Origin of the sequence: Bacillus paranthracis (assembly GCF_001883995.1) — a bacterium.
Taxonomy (GTDB): Bacteria; Bacillota; Bacilli; order Bacillales; family Bacillaceae_G; genus Bacillus_A; species Bacillus_A paranthracis.
In genome coordinates this window covers 1-17,468 of the sequence record NZ_MACE01000025.1, presented here as the reverse complement: position 1 = coordinate 17,468, position 17,468 = coordinate 1, and the positions used below count along the sequence as shown (strand labels likewise).

The following is a 17,468-nucleotide window of genomic DNA, read 5'->3' as shown; positions in this document are numbered from 1 at the left end:
GAGCTGCCATAAGTCAGTTTCACCGGCTTATGGCAGCTCCTCTTCATTTCATTTCATTTTATCGATGGATCCAAACTGCACCTGCAGACTTGTCTTCAGCTTGACCTACTACTTCAAACTTCAATCCTAGTTTAGGTAACTTACGTCCCGCATCTGGAATAACGCTGTTGATGTATTGCTTAGAATCATCAAATTTTGCAACTCCTGGTAATCCTTTATAGTCAAAGATACCGCGAGTTGGTGAATTTACTTTCCATGCTGGCGTTTGATCAAATGAGAATGCCGCATCGGCAATTTGATAACGTGTACTGCTCTTCACAGTAGGTTGTCCGTTTAATGTTCCTACGAGTGCCTCTGGATGAGAATCTACTACTCCAAGGAACCCTTCACCTGGATGAACGCCTACCCAGTTATCTGTAAAGCTTTGATCCGCATACCATACAACCATTCCTGTATTAAATACTGGACCACGTGCATATTGTAATGCAGTATCAGACCCAGCGTAATTACGCCACTCGATATAGTAGTTATGTTTCTTCTGTTCAAATCCGTTAGACACAGTAAATCCTTTTAACGTCATTGCTGGCTGGCCTTCTGCGTCATCAGAGAAAACAACTTTTCCATCTACAGTTAATGCTGCATTGTCTAACGCAAATCCTTTATATGTTACTGCAATATCTGTTACATACTCAAATTGCAGTTTTACTTTCTTTCCTTTGAATTGATTTAAATCATATGATTTATCAATCCACTTACCATCCGTTGTATCTATACCGCCTTTTACATCTTTTTCGCCCATTCGATCAATGCGTGTCTTCGTTCCATCTTCTGCAATCGCATATACGTCAAGGAAATCATACTTCGCTTCCAGTTCGTAAAATGCCTTATAATCGAACTTGGCATCCGTTGCAGTCGTTAAGTCAAATACTGGTGTCTCAAGTGTTGTATGAATATCATTTCCTTTCGTGCTGTAATAAAACTTCTTACCAAATGCTGACTCAATATTTTTTATATCTTTGTCTGGCAAGTTAACACGAATGATTCCTGGTCGTTTTGATTTTGTCACACTTTGATCTACATACGTTGCAGTACCGATTCCCATGCGAAGTTTATCATAATCTACCTCAACAATATTCGCCCAGTTCCCCTTCATATTTTTTTGGAAAAACTCTTTATTTTGCGGTGAGAAACTTGTTGGCTCTGTACCTGCAATTTTTCCAGCCCAGCTACCGCCGCTCATTAGGGACCATGATTCAACTGGTTCACCTTGCCCTGAATACTTTGTATCATATTCATCTGGCAACCCTAAATCATGACCATACTCATGTGCAAACACACCAACCGCTCCGTCTTCAGGCTCGATTGTATAATCGTATGCTGCCATCTTTCCGCCCCAGTTCGAAACAGAAGATTTTGTCCCATCAATCGCATATGGCTTCGATCCTAGTTTTGAACGATGAGACCAAATCGCATCATCTTTCAATTTACCACCGCCAGCTTCTTGACCCACGCCTGCATGTACTACCATTAAATGATCAATGATTCCATCTGGCTCATTTTTATTTCCATCACCATCTTGATCGTATTGATCAAATTGATCATAATCAGCTAAATTAATGCCTTTTGCTACTGCTGCTTTCAATGCTTCTTTCACAAAATCTTTTGGGCCTAAAGGACCTTTGTTGTCATGACCAGTTCCCGCATCAGCACCATAATCTGACGCTTTTCCTGGAACAGTAAGCCATTCTGTTACAGTTCCATCAACTGTGTAGCTTCCGCCAGATTGTTCTTCATAATATTGTTTAAATGTATTAATCTTCGATCCATCAAATAACGTAAATGGCTCATCACCAAATAACATTTTTTGATAATGTTCACGATTAAAGTCCTTAGAATACATATACCCCGATTCTTGATCAATATTATTATGCTTAAAATCGCTAAATTCTACGAGTAATACAAGTACTTTATCTTTTCGAACAGCCCCATTGTACTCAGCTTGCTTCGCTGGTGTAGTCGGTACTTTTCCATTTAATTTTCCTGGGTTCAATCCTGGACCTTGCCCAGCTACTGGTCCTACTTCGGGCTGCTGCGCTTGTTCATTTTCCTTCATTTTTGCATCTTTTACTTTTTTCATAAAATCTGAAGCTTCTTGCGTAAGATTATCTCCTGTCAAGATTTCTTTTCCAGGGTTTTCCCCTTTCTTTTTCTCAACATATTTTTCGACAGCCTTTGATGTCTCAGCTTGTGATGCAGATTGATCGATTACTCCCCGTTGCTTCAGCGCTTCTGCCAAGCGTTCCTCTGGTATTAAATGCTCATCAATTGGTAGAGATGGTGGCGTATCAGCATACGCTGCATGACTTCCAAAAGCAAACGTACTACTTAGCACTGCTGCTGTTGTTAATACCGCTAAAGGTTTTAATTTCTTTTTCTTTTTCAATGTATTTCCTCCCCAGTGTCTGCAAATTATCGATTTTTGCCGATAGCAATATAATATTCGTTATAATACGAATATTCAATCTTTTTTAAAGTGCTAAAATGTTGAGAAATATTTTTTCTAGGGTGAAAAACATAAAATAGGTAAATTTACAGGAAGTTCACTCTAGAATTTGTGATTCTCTTTCCTCTTTTTTTTCGAGTGAAATCTCATCTACACAAAAAATGCCAATTCCTAAGTAGTAGCTAAGGAATTGGTATTTTTTTAAAGAGAATGCTTTATGAATAAACGGCTTGCTTCTTTTGGTACATAGAACTTACCATTGCTTTCTACAACAACACTTCCTAGTTCATAATCTTTATTCTTAATACGAATTATATTTTTGTTAACAAATAATTGAGCTGTTACATTATTATGTTTTACTATGAGTACAGGGTTCGCTACATCAGTTTTATCTATTGTTACAGTTGCACCATTCTGCTTAAAAGCTAATTCACTCTCTACAAATAATTTGTTTGTTACTTCTTCTAAGTTAAAGCCCATCGCTTTCGCTATTGTCTTTGCAACGTCCGTGTTTTGAATCAAACCAACTGGCTTTTGAGGGCCGTATGAATATAAAAATACATCCTCACCAGTATGACCTCCTGTTGTAAAGCCTATGTTCGCACGGTTAGCCAATAATGTAGTGAAAATTGGACCTACGTCTATTTTCTTTTTAACCACTTTTAACCTTTCTTTTTCATCATAAGTTAAATTGTCCAACCCGTATAATTTAGCTACCTCTTCTACATTGGATAGATCAGATTTCAAATTATTGATAGCCCCTTCAAGTGTCATTTTCGCTTTTTTCAATGGATCAATATATGCAGAGACCGGCGTAGTATTATAACCTTTTGTCGTATTCATATTGCCAATAGAAATACCGCTATTACCATGGTCCGCTACGGCGATTAGCATCGTATTACCATCTTTTTTTGCAAATCTTAATGCTTCTGCAACTGCATGATCAAATGCTAACACATCACTAATCATCCCAATTGGATCATTCACATGTGCTGCCCAGTCTGGCTTGCTTCCCTCCACAAATAAAAAGAATCCGTCTTTATCTTTTGATAACGTTTCAATTGCTTTTTCCGTCATTTGCGAAAGCGTTGGTTGCTTTGGATTTGTTGCTTCTCGGTCCATATCAAACGCTAAGGCATTATGTGAAAAAGAGCCCCAAATTTTATTAGATTTAGATTTCAATAATGCCTCTTTCGTTTCCACAAATTCGTATCCTTTGTTTTGAATTACTTCTATTAAATCTTCACCATCTTTTCGAATTCCACTACTTTTCACAGGGAGAAGTGCCGCTTTTCCCCCGCCTAATACGACATCTATATTTTGATACACTTGCTGCTCCGCGATCACTTCAAAATTTTTACGATTCACATGATGAGCGGAGAATCCAGCAGGAGTAGCATGCTGAATTTCAGCTGTGGCAACAATTCCAGTAGCGCGACCAGTACGTTTGGCACCTTCTAAAACATTGGCAACTGGCCGTAACTTGTCCTCTTCTTTTATTGGTTTTAAGCCAGGTGAACTCACAATAGTAGGTAATACCCCTACATATCCTGAATTCGATTTATTCCCCGTCGCTAAAGCTGTAGCTGCTGGAGCTGAGTCTGTTATAGCTGATTCCGCCGAATATGTACGAACTCCTCCTGTTACAATTTCATCTAATGCAAGTGGTTTCCCTTTATACAAGCGAGCTAATGTGGTTGCTGAAGAACTTGTTCCGTCCATAACCATTATGATTACATTTTTCGGTTGGCGTTCTACTTTTTTCACTTTCGCTTCCACCGTATGATCATCCATCATACTTTCAGTACATAACATACTTAGTGTTATCGTTCCTACTAACAGTAACTTCTTCATCTTTAAACCCAATACAAACATGATTGCGCCTCCATTAGTTTCACATTCATTTACATACAAAATTCTGACTGCCTACATATGTTTTATTAGTTCCCAATTTTTCTAAAGCTAACAATAGTAACTTTCTTATTCATTACATCTCGGTATAGTTCATCTATCTTATAAAGAAGATTTTTCATTATTAACTTGTTAAACAATAAATCCCCAATTAAATTAAATAAAAATTTATTGTTTAACAATAAATTTCGTGGTAAATTAATAAGATATTAAATAAATGAGGTGCTTTTTATGAAACAAGGATCAACACTCTTCCTAAAGACAGCTGTGATTCTAATGGGTATCCCTGTTCTTGCTATGTGCATTTTTTTAGTTCCTAAAATAGGAAACTTCGCCGCAGAATTATATCCTGATATTGCATATATTAAATATCTTGTATTTATCAACTTATACGCAACAGCAATACCTTATTACTTTGCGCTGTATCAAACATTCAAACTTTTAAACTATATTGATAAAAACAACGCATTCTCAGAGTTGTCTGTTAAAGCTTTAAAAAATATTAAGTACAGCGCACTAGCCATTAGTGTATTATATGTATTAGGTATGCCACTTTTCTATCTTGTGGCAGAGAGAGATGACGCCCCTGGTATTATTGTTATTGGAATGATTATAATTTTTGCTTCAATGGTAATCGCGGTCTTTGCTGCCGTTCTCCAAAGACTATTAAAAGATGCGATAGATATAAAATCAGAAAATGATTTAACGGTCTGAGGTGAATAAAATGGCAATTATTATTAATATTGATGTAATGTTAGCGAAAAGAAAAATGAGTGTAACAGAGCTTTCGGAGAAGGTTGGAATTACAATGGCTAACCTTTCGATCTTGAAAAATGGTAAAGCAAAAGCAGTCCGTTTTTCAACTTTAGAAGCCATTTGTAAAGCATTAGAATGCCAACCTGGGGATATTTTAGAATATCAACCAGAAGAAAGCGAATAAAAAGAGTCCTTCATACGAGAAGGACTCTTTTTATTGCACATTACGGCGCAAAACTAATTTGACCAGTAAACAATAAAATAATTGCGATGATCCAAAATATAAAAAATGATGAGGACAGTATTAACGAAAGAATAGCAATCCCCTTCTTCTCTGTTTTTTTCGTCATTGTAATGATAGAAAGTATGATACCTGCAACTGTCAGGGCAACTGTAATATAATCTCCCACTATATTACCTGCATTCGCTATCCTTGTTGGCGTTATAAAAACGAACAGAAAACATAAAATGCCGATGAGTAAACATATGTAGCTTATTATACTGTACTTCTTTTTAGGACCTATTTCAGTTTTCATACTAATCCCCCCTTCTATATAGCTATAAGTTCATAGTAGCACAAATAACCATAATTTGGTTAAAACAAAAAAAGAGATACAGCGGAACTTCCGCTGTATCTCTTTTTTATTTAATAAATAAACCTGCGATTTCTTCTTTGTCATTATAAGTAATAATAAAGGTACGTTGTTCTTTACTGTACTTCGCTACAAGAATAACCGTATATAAACCATCTTTTTCTTCAATCGATTGTTTTTCAATTTTTTCAAATGTACCAGCTTTCTCAATTACAGGTGTAAGATCTTTCATTTTTTCTTCTGGTAATCCAGCTTTCATTTTACTATCAAATTTTTCATGCACTTCTTTATATTTTGCCTCATTTAATAATGATACAATTCCTTCCGCTTTTGAAATAATTTTTTTAGACGTACTTTCATCTACTTTATTACCGGTACATGCTACAAGTGCAAACACCGCGATAGCACTTATAATAATAAGTAACATTTTTCTCATTTGAATACACCCTTTCTTTTTAAAATGAAACTATAACTAAAAGTGAGTAACGCAAAAATTGCTATTGAAACTTCTGACATAATAATCCCGCTTTTCCCTGGCACATATAGCGATATAATGCCAGCTAATGCATTTACAGTCCCATGGATGAGAATTGCATATACAACATAACGAAATTTCTTTTGGACAACAGCTTGCAATACAATGAAAGAAAGCCCAACATGCAATACCATCGCAAAGATGCGTTCAATACCACCGAGATAATAACTGTCACCATTTTGAATGACTGTTTGTGATAATAATAGGGATATTACTGGGATACCGACTATCAACACCGCCTCAATACCACCATGCCCTGCTCCAAATAAAAAACCAGACTGCCAATCTCGTTGCTTCATAAAATAACGCATTGCGATAAAACGAGCTATCTCTTCAAAAATTCCAGCTGATATACTAAGCAAAACTGCAAATAGTATAGGCTGCATAACAGAAAACATTTGAAAATCTGTGCTAGTTCCATTTAAATAATTTAGCATTGGTATGCGAATCAATATTTGTGATACAACAAAAGCCAATATACCTAACATATATGGAATATAGCGTTTCTTCCAAAAAGCATATAAAAGTGCTATAAGCGGTAAACCAAAGCTAATCATTGTTGTAAAAATAAGACCATTCATCTCGCTTCACCTCTTACTTGAAGTGTATAAAATTGAGTGAAGAAAGTATGTAGTTATTTCTTATTCGGTTTCCTTTTCATCATAGATGGTCATTTCATCTCATTTAATATAAATGTTTGTGTGAAATAAGGACTTACATAAGTTGTTTCTAACGTCGCATTATTTGTTTTATTTATGATTCGTTTTAACGAAAATAGCCCGTACCCTCTAGCACCTTCTTTACTTGAATGGTTTTTCTCATAAATTTTTTGTAAATCAATCGCTTCACCCTTTGAACTATTACGCACGATAAAATATTGTCGTGAATCCATTTCAAAGAATGCGATTTGTAATATCTTTTCCTCACTACATACTGCTTCCTCAATTGCATTATCTACTAAAACTGAAATGATACGAATAAATGAAATAATCGTCATCGAAACACTTTCAATGTTCTCTGGTATATCAAGCATTACTTTTATTTGTTGCTGCTGAGCAGTGCTAACTTTTGCTCTTAATACACTTCTTACTTCAGGAATTTGTATGCGAGATAATTTTGCGATATCAAGTTCATGATCATTTATTGTTTTTAATGTGGGAGCAATAACATCGTAGTACACTTGCTCAATTTCTTTCACATTTTTTGTACGTATTCCTTCTTCTAACGATAGTAATACATTCATATAATCATGACGAAAACTAGCAAGCTCATCATGCATATCCTCTAATTTTTCCACATAATCTAATAACTCTTTATCTAAACGTTTTTCATGCTCTTCTCGTAACTTTTCTTTCGATAAATGTGAGCTTATTAGTACGATGATTAGTAATAATAAAAAAATAATAATCGCTGAATTATAACTTACTTCACTGTATTGTTGATTTATTTTTGCTAAAAACTCAGTTGACGGCTGAGTTAAAATTAATTCAATAATAAACCCGATCATTAATAATATATAAGTTACATAGTATAACGGACTACTTACTATATATTGAGCGATTTTTTGAATTCTTTTTCGCGCTACTAAAATACCGATAAAAGTAAGGATTGATACGATAAGATGAATAATACTACCTGTCCATAAATATAAATTGAATGGCGTTAACATAAAGATTTTCATCCCTAAATCTAATAGCAACATTTTCACTAACGTTATAATCACCATACTCACCAGTGCAAAATATACATTATGCTTAAATTTCAATTCATTTTGCATTAATCCTAAACTTATTAAAAATAACACAATCGTACTATTCAATTCTGGATATCTCGTTACTGTTACGACAATAGCAAGTAAAATAATGAATACCGTACTTAAAGCTATTAACATTCTAACTGACAATCTGTTGTATCGGATTAATTGTATATATAAAAACGTATGACACATACTAGTAAGCAGTATTGCAAATAAATCATAAATATACATTACATCTCACCCTTTAACATGTTACGTACTTTACTCACTAAACGCCGTGACACTGGAATGCGTTTCCCGCTTTTTAAAACTATCATTTTTTGTTTCGCATCGTAAGAAGACATTTGCTTCGTATTCACGATATATGACTGATGGCAACGAAATAAACGTTCATCTATTATTTCTATCTCCTTTAATGCTCCATAAAAATAAACGATTCGATCTAACGTCACTAATGCTAACCGGTGCGGTTCATCAGTCATAACATATTCAACTTCATGAAAAGGAACCCGCACAGTGGCATTACTATTTGCAACGATAAAGTCATCCGACGGAATAATATGCTTATTTCTTGCTTCATATTGAAGTAAACATTGTTCAAAAACTTTATATCTCTCCTCGTATGGCAACCCTTTATCAATAAAAGTTAAAGCTGATACCATGTATTGATATGAAATAGGTGCAAATTCAGAATGCGTCGTTACAAACACGATAATTCCTTGCGTATCATACTTTCGTATCTCTTGTGCTACTTGTAACCCTTTACGCTCTTCCCTTTTAATCTCTATATCTAAAAAATAGATTGGGACATACTTCGCCTTCGGAATATTAGTAATAATATTCTCACCTTTACTAGTCACCTCAATAAAATCAAAAGGCAACATATATTTCTCACAAATCTCTTCAACTAACCGCTTCATTTGCTGTGCTTGTATGACATCGTCTTCTAAAATGAAAATACTCATGTAATCACTCGCTTTATTGAAATCTTTTCATCTATAGATTTATCTATAAATATATAATTCAAATTATAATAATATTCTCCTTCTCATTAATTGAAATAATTAATCTGCTATTACATAGAGAAACCTCAACTTTTCAAACAAAAAGTTGAGGTTTTCTTCAAATCAATTTATAACTAAATCCGCCCAATCCTTCGGCAATTCCGTTTCTAAGTAATAATCCTCTGCTTTCCAATACCTATTCTCAAACTTTGAAAGGTTTTTCTGTGTTTTCTTACTCTCGCGTAGAAATCTTGTCTCTCTTGGACAATCCAAGTACACCATATAATGAAAGAAATCTCTCCATTCTTTTCGCTGTAGAAAAACACCTTCAATTACAATTACGCCTACTATGGGAATCTGTACTTTCTTCATTTCACATGAGTCTACCTCATCATTATAGAACGGTAATTTCAGTCTCGTTTCATTTTGTAACTTTTGAAAAAACTTTTGCCGAAGCCACTCAATATCCCATTGCAAATAATAATACTCATACCATTCTTCAAATCCGGTATCATAGCGTTTATTACGCTCCACTATATGATCATCAATATGAAAAATATGAAACGGAATGCTTTCCTGTTTCATATTTTCCTTTAAATTTGCAACAAATGTTGTTTTTCCTGAACGACTTAAACCATCTATACCTAAAATGAACCTATTTTCTTTATGCTTCTTCATAACATTTATCAATTCACTCGTACTCATTATTTCTTCCACTCTTCTTTTAATAAAGAATATAAAATCGTATCATGCGCAACTCTATTTTGAATCATATGTTTTCGAAGTAATCCTTCTTCTTGAAATCCTGCTTTACTTAATAATTTTTGAGAAGCTTTATTCTCTACATATACAACAGCAGCAATTCTTATAAGTTGCAACGTTTCAAACCCGTAAGCTAAAATCGCCTGTAACGCTTCCGAAGCGTATCCTTGTCCCCAATATGTATCGTCTAATTCATAACCAATTTCAGCTCGCTTATGATGATGGTTAATTAAATGAAAACCGCACGTTCCGATTAATTGGCCCGTCCCCTTTTTCTCTATTCCCCAGCGAAATACACTTCCCTCTTCATAACGATTTTTAAACGTTTGAATCGTTGTTTTCGCTTGCTCAATATTTTCGAAAGAATCCATTCCGAAATAACGTATTACAGATTCTTTTGAAAAATAATGGAACATCGTTTCTGCATCTAACAGTGTTAGTTCTCTTAATTGTAAACGTTCTGTTTCTAGTTTCGGAAATCCCATCTCTTTTTCTCCTTCTATTCTAATGAACTGCAAATTTCAATATAATTTCCATCTGGATCAGCAATATATGCAATGGTTTGCCCCCACGGCTTTACAATTGGTTCAACTAAAACCGTAATACCTTGTTCTCTAAGTTGCTCAATCGTTTCTTGTACATTTTTTGACAACGAATCCTAATTCAAAATGAGAAGATTGTAACTCGCCTTCTGTAAGTGGTAATCCTGTTAATTCTTTCACATCTTGCCGCGTATTCATTGCTAATATTGTAGATCCCGTATTAAATTCAATATATGTACCGTGCTCTGATTTTATAGGTAACTGTAAAATATCTTTATAGAATTTTAAACATTCCTCAAACTTTTCTACATATAAAATGATGTACTTCATTTTCAAATTCATTTTACATCCCCCTTTATATCCATCCCTAAAATTTCGACAAAAGTCTCATAAAAACCTTGTTTCCTATAGTAACGAGCACAAAAAAATGAGGCCGATTTCTCGGCCTCCCAGCTTATTGGCATAAAACAGGAGATTTGGTTTGGACATAACCAGTTCGTACTCTTATTATATTTTATTTTTTCTGAATTTTAAATACATTAAACACCTATTTATATTGAGAAAGTTTTTTCGCTTGCATAAAATTAATGAGTTTAAGAAATGCTACAAATGGAGGTGTATACATATGGAACCAATGCTATGTCCAAGTTGTAAAACGAACCGCACTCGCTTTAATATTCTTGAGCAACAAGTAAAACCAGTCAAATTAAATCCACAAACTGGTCAAGTAGAAGAAGAATATACAAATGAAACGATGAATGCTTTTCATATGGCCTATCAAGGACCTACTTACAGAGTCCAATGCGCTGTATGTGGGCTTGTTGAAAATCCTGAACAATTTATTAAACCTGCTCAAAATCAGTCTTTCTAATAAAAACATGATTATCCCTTGTAGAAATAGATTTTTCTATAAGGGATTTTTTCGTTTTATACTTTAATAAAAAACGTGTTTCTTCCTTATTATAAGTTACACCCCACATCTTTTTAGTCATCTTTTATTTTTTGATCCTCAATATGAATCTTTTTTCTTCATTTATTATTTTCAGGGTAAATTATTGCGGCTTTGATATTGTTAATTTTATGCCTTCATATAGATTTTTATTATATAAAAAAGAGTGAGCAAAAATACGATTATATAGAAACAAAAGAAGTTGATTCCCATTAATTACCTCTTTACAAAATCAACTTCTTTTAAACTCCACTTTTTATTATAATATTTCACTTTTTAATTTCTTGATTTTCCAAGAAAGTCTTATAAAGAAGTACATCCACATACCACCTGTAAGACCGGTCATAACTTTCGCCCACATTGGCACTCTTGATTCCATCGGGCTTAAAAACAGATTATACATTGATGGTAATAAACTTGCTGATATAATAACAAGGAATAACAATAATTCATTTAGTTTTTGTATCCTCGTCTCCTTTTCTGAGTAAATATCAGGCAATTCATTTACTTCTTCTACTTCTTTACAAAAATAATTCCATCTTGTGAAACTTGTTACGCGTTTCCAACCTGACATTTCGTATATTTCGAAATATTCTTGTTGTTGTTCTTTCGAATCTCTATAAACCAATCTAAAATCAGCTTTGTACATTACATCTTTTGGCTCCGTTTTCTGAAACGTATACATTAAATTATATTTTTGTAATGCCCAACCTTGCTGATGCATCTTTCGTAAAAAAGCTTCTTCTTTTTCTAAATTCCATGCCATAAAAAATTTGAATACCCTTTTTGTCTCCATCTTCCATTCACTCCCCTAATATACTATTCCCATTCCTTACAGATCGTTGCAACCTGTTATACTCTAGCTCTAATACTTCTTTACCAAGTGGCGTTAACTCATAGCACTTCTTTCTATCTGTTGAGGCAACTTCAACAATTAATTTCTCTTTTAATAACTTCGTCGTATTCCCGTATAAAGTTCCAGGACCGAGCTTTACTTCTCCATTTGTCATCTCTTCTACCATTTGCATAATTCCATAACCGTGCATTGGTTTCACTAGTGATAACAGTATGTAATATGTCGCCTCAGTTAACGGAATATATTTTCTCGCTTTCGTATTCATTATAACCACCTCCGATACATCGCCTCATGATATATCGACTCTCGATACATCGTATACCGATATTATATATTCACACTCCAAAATATGCAAGAGTATAATTTAATAATTGAATATTTATTTCTTTGAATTGAAAAATCATATAAATTTTCTGAATAATTTGTTAAAATATAGAAATATCCGTTTATATTTTGAAAGGAATGATACATATGATAAATAAATTGAAGGAAAATATAGGATCAGTTTTTGTAGGTAAAGAAAATGTTATAGATCTATTAATTGTTTCCTTGCTTGCTGACGGTCATGTACTTCTTGAGGATGTACCTGGTACTGGGAAAACGTTACTTGCGAAAACACTTTCAAAAAGTATTGGTGGTAATTTTTCTCGCGTTCAATTTACACCGGATGTACTTCCGAGTGATGTGACAGGTATTGAATATTTCAATCCGAAAACGAGCGAATTCGAGTTAAGACTCGGACCAGTCGTGGCAAACATTCTACTGGCAGATGAAATTAACCGTGCAATGCCGAGAACACAGTCTAGTTTATTAGAAGCGATGGAAGAACGACAAGTGACGCTTGAAAAGCAGTCAACTCCTCTTCCAAAACCGTTCTTTGTTATTGCGACGCAAAATCCAATTGAATCACAAGGGACGTTCCCTCTTCCAGATGCACAGCTTGATCGCTTTTTAATGACAATTTCTATAGGTTATCCGAATTCTGAAGATGAACTACAAATGATGCGACGTTTTCGTAACGATGCACCACTAGAAAGTGTCACATCTGTTATTACTTTAGATGATATTTTAGAGGCACAGAAACGAGTAAAAGAGATTTTCGTATCAGAACCGTTAGAACATTACATTATTAAACTTGCTCATGCTACAAGAAATCATGATTATATCGCTAACGGTGTAAGTCCGCGTGCCACACTTGCTTTAGTACGTGCAGTTCAAGCGCTAGCCTTTTTACGCGGGAGAGAATATTGCACACCAGAAGATTTACAATTGTTAGTTCCTTCTGTTTGGAATCACCGTATCATCTTATCAATGGAAGGCGCATTACGTACGACAAAAAATGAAATGATGCAAAAGATTTTAAAAGAGGTTGACGTACCAGTGGAGATTGAGCAAACATGAATGGACAGCGCGTTGTAACTGTACCTTTATTTTTTCAACTTCATATTATTCAACTATCTGTTCCAGGCGCGATACTATTTACATTTTTTATGCCGCAACGAATCATTATGTTTTTCTTTTTCTTCTACTATTTATTTGCGATTTTCATTTATAAATATGTCGCATATATAGAGAAACAGTTTCAAGTGCTAAACGAGAAACAAACAACTCGTTTATTTCCTAATGAATCTGGACAGTTTTTTATTCATTTAAAAAATGGAGCAAACATACCACTCGTTAACGGTGTTTGTTATTTTCATTTAGACCCGTCCCTACTACCGAATAAAGATCAAGGAATTGAACAAATATCAAAAACACTATTCTCTTTCCCATTTTCACAACCTGCTCATTCAGCGCAAAAATGGGATTTATCATTAACTGCAACGAAGCGTGGCGTGTTTCAAATTGAACAGTTCGAATGTGTTTTGAAAGATCCTTTTCATTTATTATCTGTACATTTACCTGTATTTGATAAATTAAGAACTGAAATTATTGTGTACCCTTCTCCTAAAGAAGTAGCAGGTTTGCAAGAACTTCAGCAACTTTTAAATGGATCTTATCGAACGAATTTTTCTTTTTACAATGATGAAACATCTATTATTGGTGTGAAACGATATGAACGTGAGTCTTTCCGTTCTATTCATTGGAAAGCATCTGCTAAAATGCAGGAATTACAGGCGAAGCAATATGAACCTGTAAAAAATTATAGTTGGACAATCTGTCTTTCTTTAGCTGCTGATCGCGGGTTTGGTTGGAAAGATAATATAGAAGATCTTATTTCATTTGCAACATACATTTGTCAATATGCTACGAAGCATCAAATACCGTTTGAATTATTTATTAGTATATTAGCTGAAGGTGGTCCTCTGCACTTACCATTAAATGAAGGGCAAACACATTACGCAAAAGCTTTAGAGGAATTGGCACGTATTTCAGACGATAGCACATTAATTCCGAAACAAGGATTTCTCCATTATACAAATAGAAAAGGAGAACGATCGTCTACGATGATTTACATTGGCTTGCAGAAGAATGACCTCTCTCTTCTATCGCAACCTACGTTTCTCATAAATAACGAAGGGATGGTGGAAAAGCTTGAAAATTTGGCTCTATCACGTTAATGACTTTATTCTGCTGCTCCTCCTTTCGTTATTAACAGAAAGGGACGAACTTGTTGCTATTGCTATATTTTTAGCACTAAGCTATATTGGTGTATTTCTAATCCATACATTCACGAAGAAAAAAACAACAGAATTTGTCATACTGTTAATGACTCAAATAATCGGTTGTTCTATCTTTCTCCCGTTCTCTCTATTTGGCACAATTATGTTACCGCTTTTCTTCTTTATCGTACATGTAGTTGGACCAGGATACCCAGTTCAAAAATCGTTAGGTGGTATTGTTTGGTTTGGTGTTTCAGCTATATTTTATGCGCCTTTTCCACCACTCGGGAAACTATTACTATTAGTTATACACATTATGATTACATTTTGGTTAACCGGGGCAAATCGGAATCAACAGTTATTACGTTTCGCTTCTATCATTACGATTGGTGTAATGAGTATAGTACTTATTCAAGTGTTTCCTTTCATTCGGCTTGTTTTTTCATTTATCATAGAAGCAGTTGCATTAGGGTTCGGATACGCTATCAATCCATTATTTTCAGCAGCCGTGTTAAAAGAAACAGATGATTTTTGGTCGAATAAAGGAAATCTAAAAGACCCTACAATTAAGGATGATTTGGAGCCACGTTCTTTTGATCCAACTCTTATAAATAGCATTACCATATTAGTTTGTACACTCATTGCTATTTATGTCGTTTGGAAAATAATAAAAAAACGAAAACAATTCAGTTTACCAAATATACCTGTCTTTGAATCTACTATCATCACTGATAAAGAAGGAATGAGCCAAAAACGTTTGAAACGAAACAAACCGCCACATAACGAAATTCGAAAAGAGATTTTTAAGCTTGAAAGTAAGTTAACTCCCCCTTTAAATAGAAATCGAGGAGAAACTATTGAGGCATGGTTAGATAGAATAAATAGTGAAGAAGATGTAAATATTCAGAGTCATATTATTATTAATGCTTATAATACAGTGCGTTATTCAAATGAGGAAAACATCGTACTTTTGCAGGAATTTAAGGATGAAATTCATAAGCTTTACATGTATCAGAAGGATTTAAAGAAAAGGAAAAAATAATACAACAAAAAGACTCCTATTTTCATAGGAGTCTTTTTATACTTCTACGTTACTTTTTAAATTGAGGCGTTTTTCCCTGCTTCAATCTCTAATGACTCTTCATGCCACCAAAGTGTTTCTTCAGGATCTTCTTTAGCAATTTGGTGTGCTTCTTTTTTCGATTCTACTGTAGGATATGAACCTTTTAGCGCACGTCCTGATGTTGTAACGAATAGTACACTAAATACAACTAATCCAATAATACTTACACCTGTTAAATAAAATGCCGGTGCAAGCGGGTTACCAGTTGCATGAACTAAGTATGAACATACAAGTGGTGTTGTACCACCAAATATCGATACAGAAATATTAAATGAGATTGAAAGTGCTCGGTAACGTACATCAGTGAAAAAGAGTGATGGTAATAATGAAGGTAATGTTCCTTCATATACACTTAGGAAGAAACCTAATACGAAAATACCTGCAAATATAGCTGCAATATGCCCGTTACCTATTAGTAAAAATGCTGGAATTGCAAATACAGTTAAACCAAGTAAACCAATTTGCACGACGCGTTTATTACCAATTTTATCACTTAATTTACCGAAATATAGTGCTAGTGGAATCATAAGTGCCATCGTAATAGAAATAATTAGTAAGCCTGTTGTTTCTTCGACTTTAAGTACTTGAGTTAGATAAGAAGGAATATACGAAAGAATCATATAATTTGTAATATTAAAGAAGGCGACAATTACTGTGCTTAATAAGAAGTCTTTTTTGTGATATTTCATAATATCCATAAATGAAAATTGTTCATTGTCTTCAGATTCCTCTTGTGCTTTTTCCATCTCTTCAAAGATGGGAGATTCATCTAAATGACGGCGTAAGTATAAACCGACCAAACCAATTGGTGCAGCTATTAAGAAAGGAATACGCCAGCCCCAGCTGAGCATTTGTTCATCTGTTAACAATAACGTCAAAATGGTAACAATTACCGATGCAGCAATGTAACCTGAGAGTGTTCCAATTTCAAGACCACTACCGAGTATACCACGCTTTTTATCTGGAGAAGATTCTGCGATATAAACCATTGCTCCTGAATATTCGCCGCCTGTAGAGAAGCCTTGAATCATTCGGGCAACTAAAAGTAGTATTGGTGCCCATACACCAATTTGTTCATAGGTTGGTAGTAATGCGATGAATAATGTAGAAAGTGCCATTAAAATAATAGTAGTACTTAACACGATTTTTCGGCCGTACTTATCTCCTATTCTACCAAAGAATACACCTCCGATTGGTCGAACGAGGAAGGCCGCTGCAAATGTACCGAATGTAAGTACAAGTTGCAATCCACTATTATCAACACCTGAGAAGAATAATTGACTTAAAATTACCGCTAAATACGCGTATAATCCGAAGTCAAACCACTCCATTGCGTTCCCTATACCAGTAGCAACGACTGCTTTCCTGGCTTGTTTAGGATTGACAATATTAACGTCTTGAGGTTCAAAATTTAAATCATTATTTTGTTGCATATAATAAAACAGCTCCTTATTTAATTTAACTTCTTTAAGCACACCTTCTCTTATTGAATAAAATTAATTCGAAGCACTTAAGGAAAATTAACGTCTCCTTATCTGTTATTATTGTTTCACATAATTAATTATTTGTCCAATG

The 17,468-nt window shown here is 34.4% G+C and carries 18 protein-coding genes and 1 pseudogene; 6 read left to right on the top strand and 13 right to left on the bottom strand.

The genetic code is table 11. The annotated features are described in order from the left end of the window. Positions 1–58 precede the first annotated feature (58 nt). Together BAQ46_RS11430 and BAQ46_RS11425 are read right to left on the bottom strand one after the other, a co-directional pair. Positions 59–2,443, bottom strand: coding sequence for an immune inhibitor A domain-containing protein (locus BAQ46_RS11430; protein ID WP_071741948.1), 2,385 nt, complete (start codon positions 2,441–2,443; stop codon positions 59–61). 261 nt (positions 2,444–2,704) lie between these two features. Next, positions 2,705–4,378 carry an alkaline phosphatase gene (locus tag BAQ46_RS11425; protein ID WP_071741947.1) on the bottom strand — a complete coding sequence of 558 codons (1,674 nt, stop codon included), beginning with the start codon at positions 4,376–4,378 and terminating at the stop codon, positions 2,705–2,707. Between the two features lie 267 nt (positions 4,379–4,645). Between BAQ46_RS11425 and BAQ46_RS11420 the strand changes: the two genes are divergently transcribed. After that, positions 4,646–5,128 (top strand): DUF2975 domain-containing protein, encoded by a 483-nt coding sequence (locus BAQ46_RS11420; RefSeq protein ID WP_000809098.1) that lies wholly within the window; start codon positions 4,646–4,648, stop codon positions 5,126–5,128. 10 nt (positions 5,129–5,138) lie between these two features. Next, positions 5,139–5,354 (top strand): helix-turn-helix domain-containing protein, encoded by a 216-nt coding sequence (locus BAQ46_RS11415; protein WP_000974621.1) that lies wholly within the window; start codon positions 5,139–5,141, stop codon positions 5,352–5,354. A 40-nt stretch (positions 5,355–5,394) separates the two neighbouring features. On the opposite strand, the gene BAQ46_RS11410 is transcribed toward BAQ46_RS11415, so the two are convergent. The 8 genes and pseudogenes from BAQ46_RS11410 to BAQ46_RS11375 form a co-directional block, all read right to left on the bottom strand. Continuing rightward, the gene (locus BAQ46_RS11410) at positions 5,395–5,706 is read right to left on the bottom strand and encodes a hypothetical protein (protein WP_071741946.1); all 312 of its coding nucleotides are present in this window, start codon (positions 5,704–5,706) and stop codon (positions 5,395–5,397) included. 106 nt (positions 5,707–5,812) lie between these two features. Next, a complete protein-coding gene (locus BAQ46_RS11405) occupies positions 5,813–6,199 on the bottom strand; it encodes a DUF3887 domain-containing protein (RefSeq protein ID WP_001230587.1) in 387 nt (128 codons plus the stop codon). Next, complete coding sequence (locus tag BAQ46_RS11400; protein WP_001013699.1) at positions 6,196–6,879, bottom strand: YhfC family intramembrane metalloprotease; 684 nt, start codon at positions 6,877–6,879, stop codon at positions 6,196–6,198. The genes BAQ46_RS11405 and BAQ46_RS11400 overlap by 4 nt, the downstream gene beginning before the upstream one ends. An 89-nt stretch (positions 6,880–6,968) precedes the next feature. Then, positions 6,969–8,285 carry a GHKL domain-containing protein gene (locus BAQ46_RS11395; RefSeq protein ID WP_061130954.1) on the bottom strand — a complete coding sequence of 439 codons (1,317 nt, stop codon included), beginning with the start codon at positions 8,283–8,285 and terminating at the stop codon, positions 6,969–6,971. After that, positions 8,285–9,019 (bottom strand): response regulator transcription factor, encoded by a 735-nt coding sequence (locus tag BAQ46_RS11390; protein ID WP_071741945.1) that lies wholly within the window; start codon positions 9,017–9,019, stop codon positions 8,285–8,287. The genes BAQ46_RS11395 and BAQ46_RS11390 overlap by 1 nt, the downstream gene beginning before the upstream one ends. A gap of 162 nt (positions 9,020–9,181) precedes the next feature. Then, positions 9,182–9,763, bottom strand: a complete 582-nt coding sequence (locus tag BAQ46_RS11385) for a kinase (RefSeq protein ID WP_000107742.1) — start codon at positions 9,761–9,763, stop codon at positions 9,182–9,184. Beyond that, on the bottom strand, positions 9,763–10,305 hold the full coding sequence (locus tag BAQ46_RS11380) for a GNAT family N-acetyltransferase (RefSeq protein WP_071741944.1): 543 nt from the start codon (positions 10,303–10,305) through the stop codon (positions 9,763–9,765). The genes BAQ46_RS11385 and BAQ46_RS11380 overlap by 1 nt, the downstream gene beginning before the upstream one ends. A 14-nt stretch (positions 10,306–10,319) precedes the next feature. Further along, a pseudogene (locus BAQ46_RS11375) lies at positions 10,320–10,704 on the bottom strand (VOC family protein). Positions 10,705–10,987: 283 nt separating this feature from the next. Between BAQ46_RS11375 and BAQ46_RS11370 the strand changes: the two are divergent. Further along, positions 10,988–11,233, top strand: coding sequence for a hypothetical protein (locus BAQ46_RS11370; protein ID WP_000433609.1), 246 nt, complete (start codon positions 10,988–10,990; stop codon positions 11,231–11,233). A 337-nt stretch (positions 11,234–11,570) separates the two neighbouring features. Here the strand turns inward: BAQ46_RS11370 and BAQ46_RS11365 are convergent, their stop codons facing one another. Beyond that, positions 11,571–12,107 (bottom strand): DUF2812 domain-containing protein, encoded by a 537-nt coding sequence (locus BAQ46_RS11365; RefSeq protein WP_000448674.1) that lies wholly within the window; start codon positions 12,105–12,107, stop codon positions 11,571–11,573. A 7-nt stretch (positions 12,108–12,114) separates the two neighbouring features. After that, on the bottom strand, positions 12,115–12,432 hold the full coding sequence (locus BAQ46_RS11360; protein WP_001092642.1) for a PadR family transcriptional regulator: 318 nt from the start codon (positions 12,430–12,432) through the stop codon (positions 12,115–12,117). A gap of 206 nt (positions 12,433–12,638) precedes the next feature. On the opposite strand from BAQ46_RS11360, the gene BAQ46_RS11355 reads away from it, so the two are divergent. The 3 genes from BAQ46_RS11355 to BAQ46_RS11345 are packed head-to-tail and all read left to right on the top strand — an operon-like array spanning position 12,639 to position 15,812. Then, the gene (locus tag BAQ46_RS11355) at positions 12,639–13,568 is read left to right on the top strand and encodes an AAA family ATPase (RefSeq protein WP_071741943.1); all 930 of its coding nucleotides are present in this window, start codon (positions 12,639–12,641) and stop codon (positions 13,566–13,568) included. Next, complete coding sequence (locus tag BAQ46_RS11350) at positions 13,565–14,728, top strand: DUF58 domain-containing protein (protein WP_001014372.1); 1,164 nt, start codon at positions 13,565–13,567, stop codon at positions 14,726–14,728. Before BAQ46_RS11355 ends, BAQ46_RS11350 begins: the two co-directional genes overlap by 4 nt. Continuing rightward, positions 14,703–15,812 (top strand): DUF4018 domain-containing protein, encoded by a 1,110-nt coding sequence (locus tag BAQ46_RS11345; RefSeq protein ID WP_071741942.1) that lies wholly within the window; start codon positions 14,703–14,705, stop codon positions 15,810–15,812. The genes BAQ46_RS11350 and BAQ46_RS11345 overlap by 26 nt, the downstream gene beginning before the upstream one ends. Before the next feature lie 56 nt (positions 15,813–15,868). On the opposite strand, the gene BAQ46_RS11340 is transcribed toward BAQ46_RS11345, so the two are convergent. Next, positions 15,869–17,326 (bottom strand): MFS transporter, encoded by a 1,458-nt coding sequence (locus BAQ46_RS11340; protein ID WP_001186942.1) that lies wholly within the window; start codon positions 17,324–17,326, stop codon positions 15,869–15,871. Positions 17,327–17,468 lie beyond the last annotated feature (142 nt).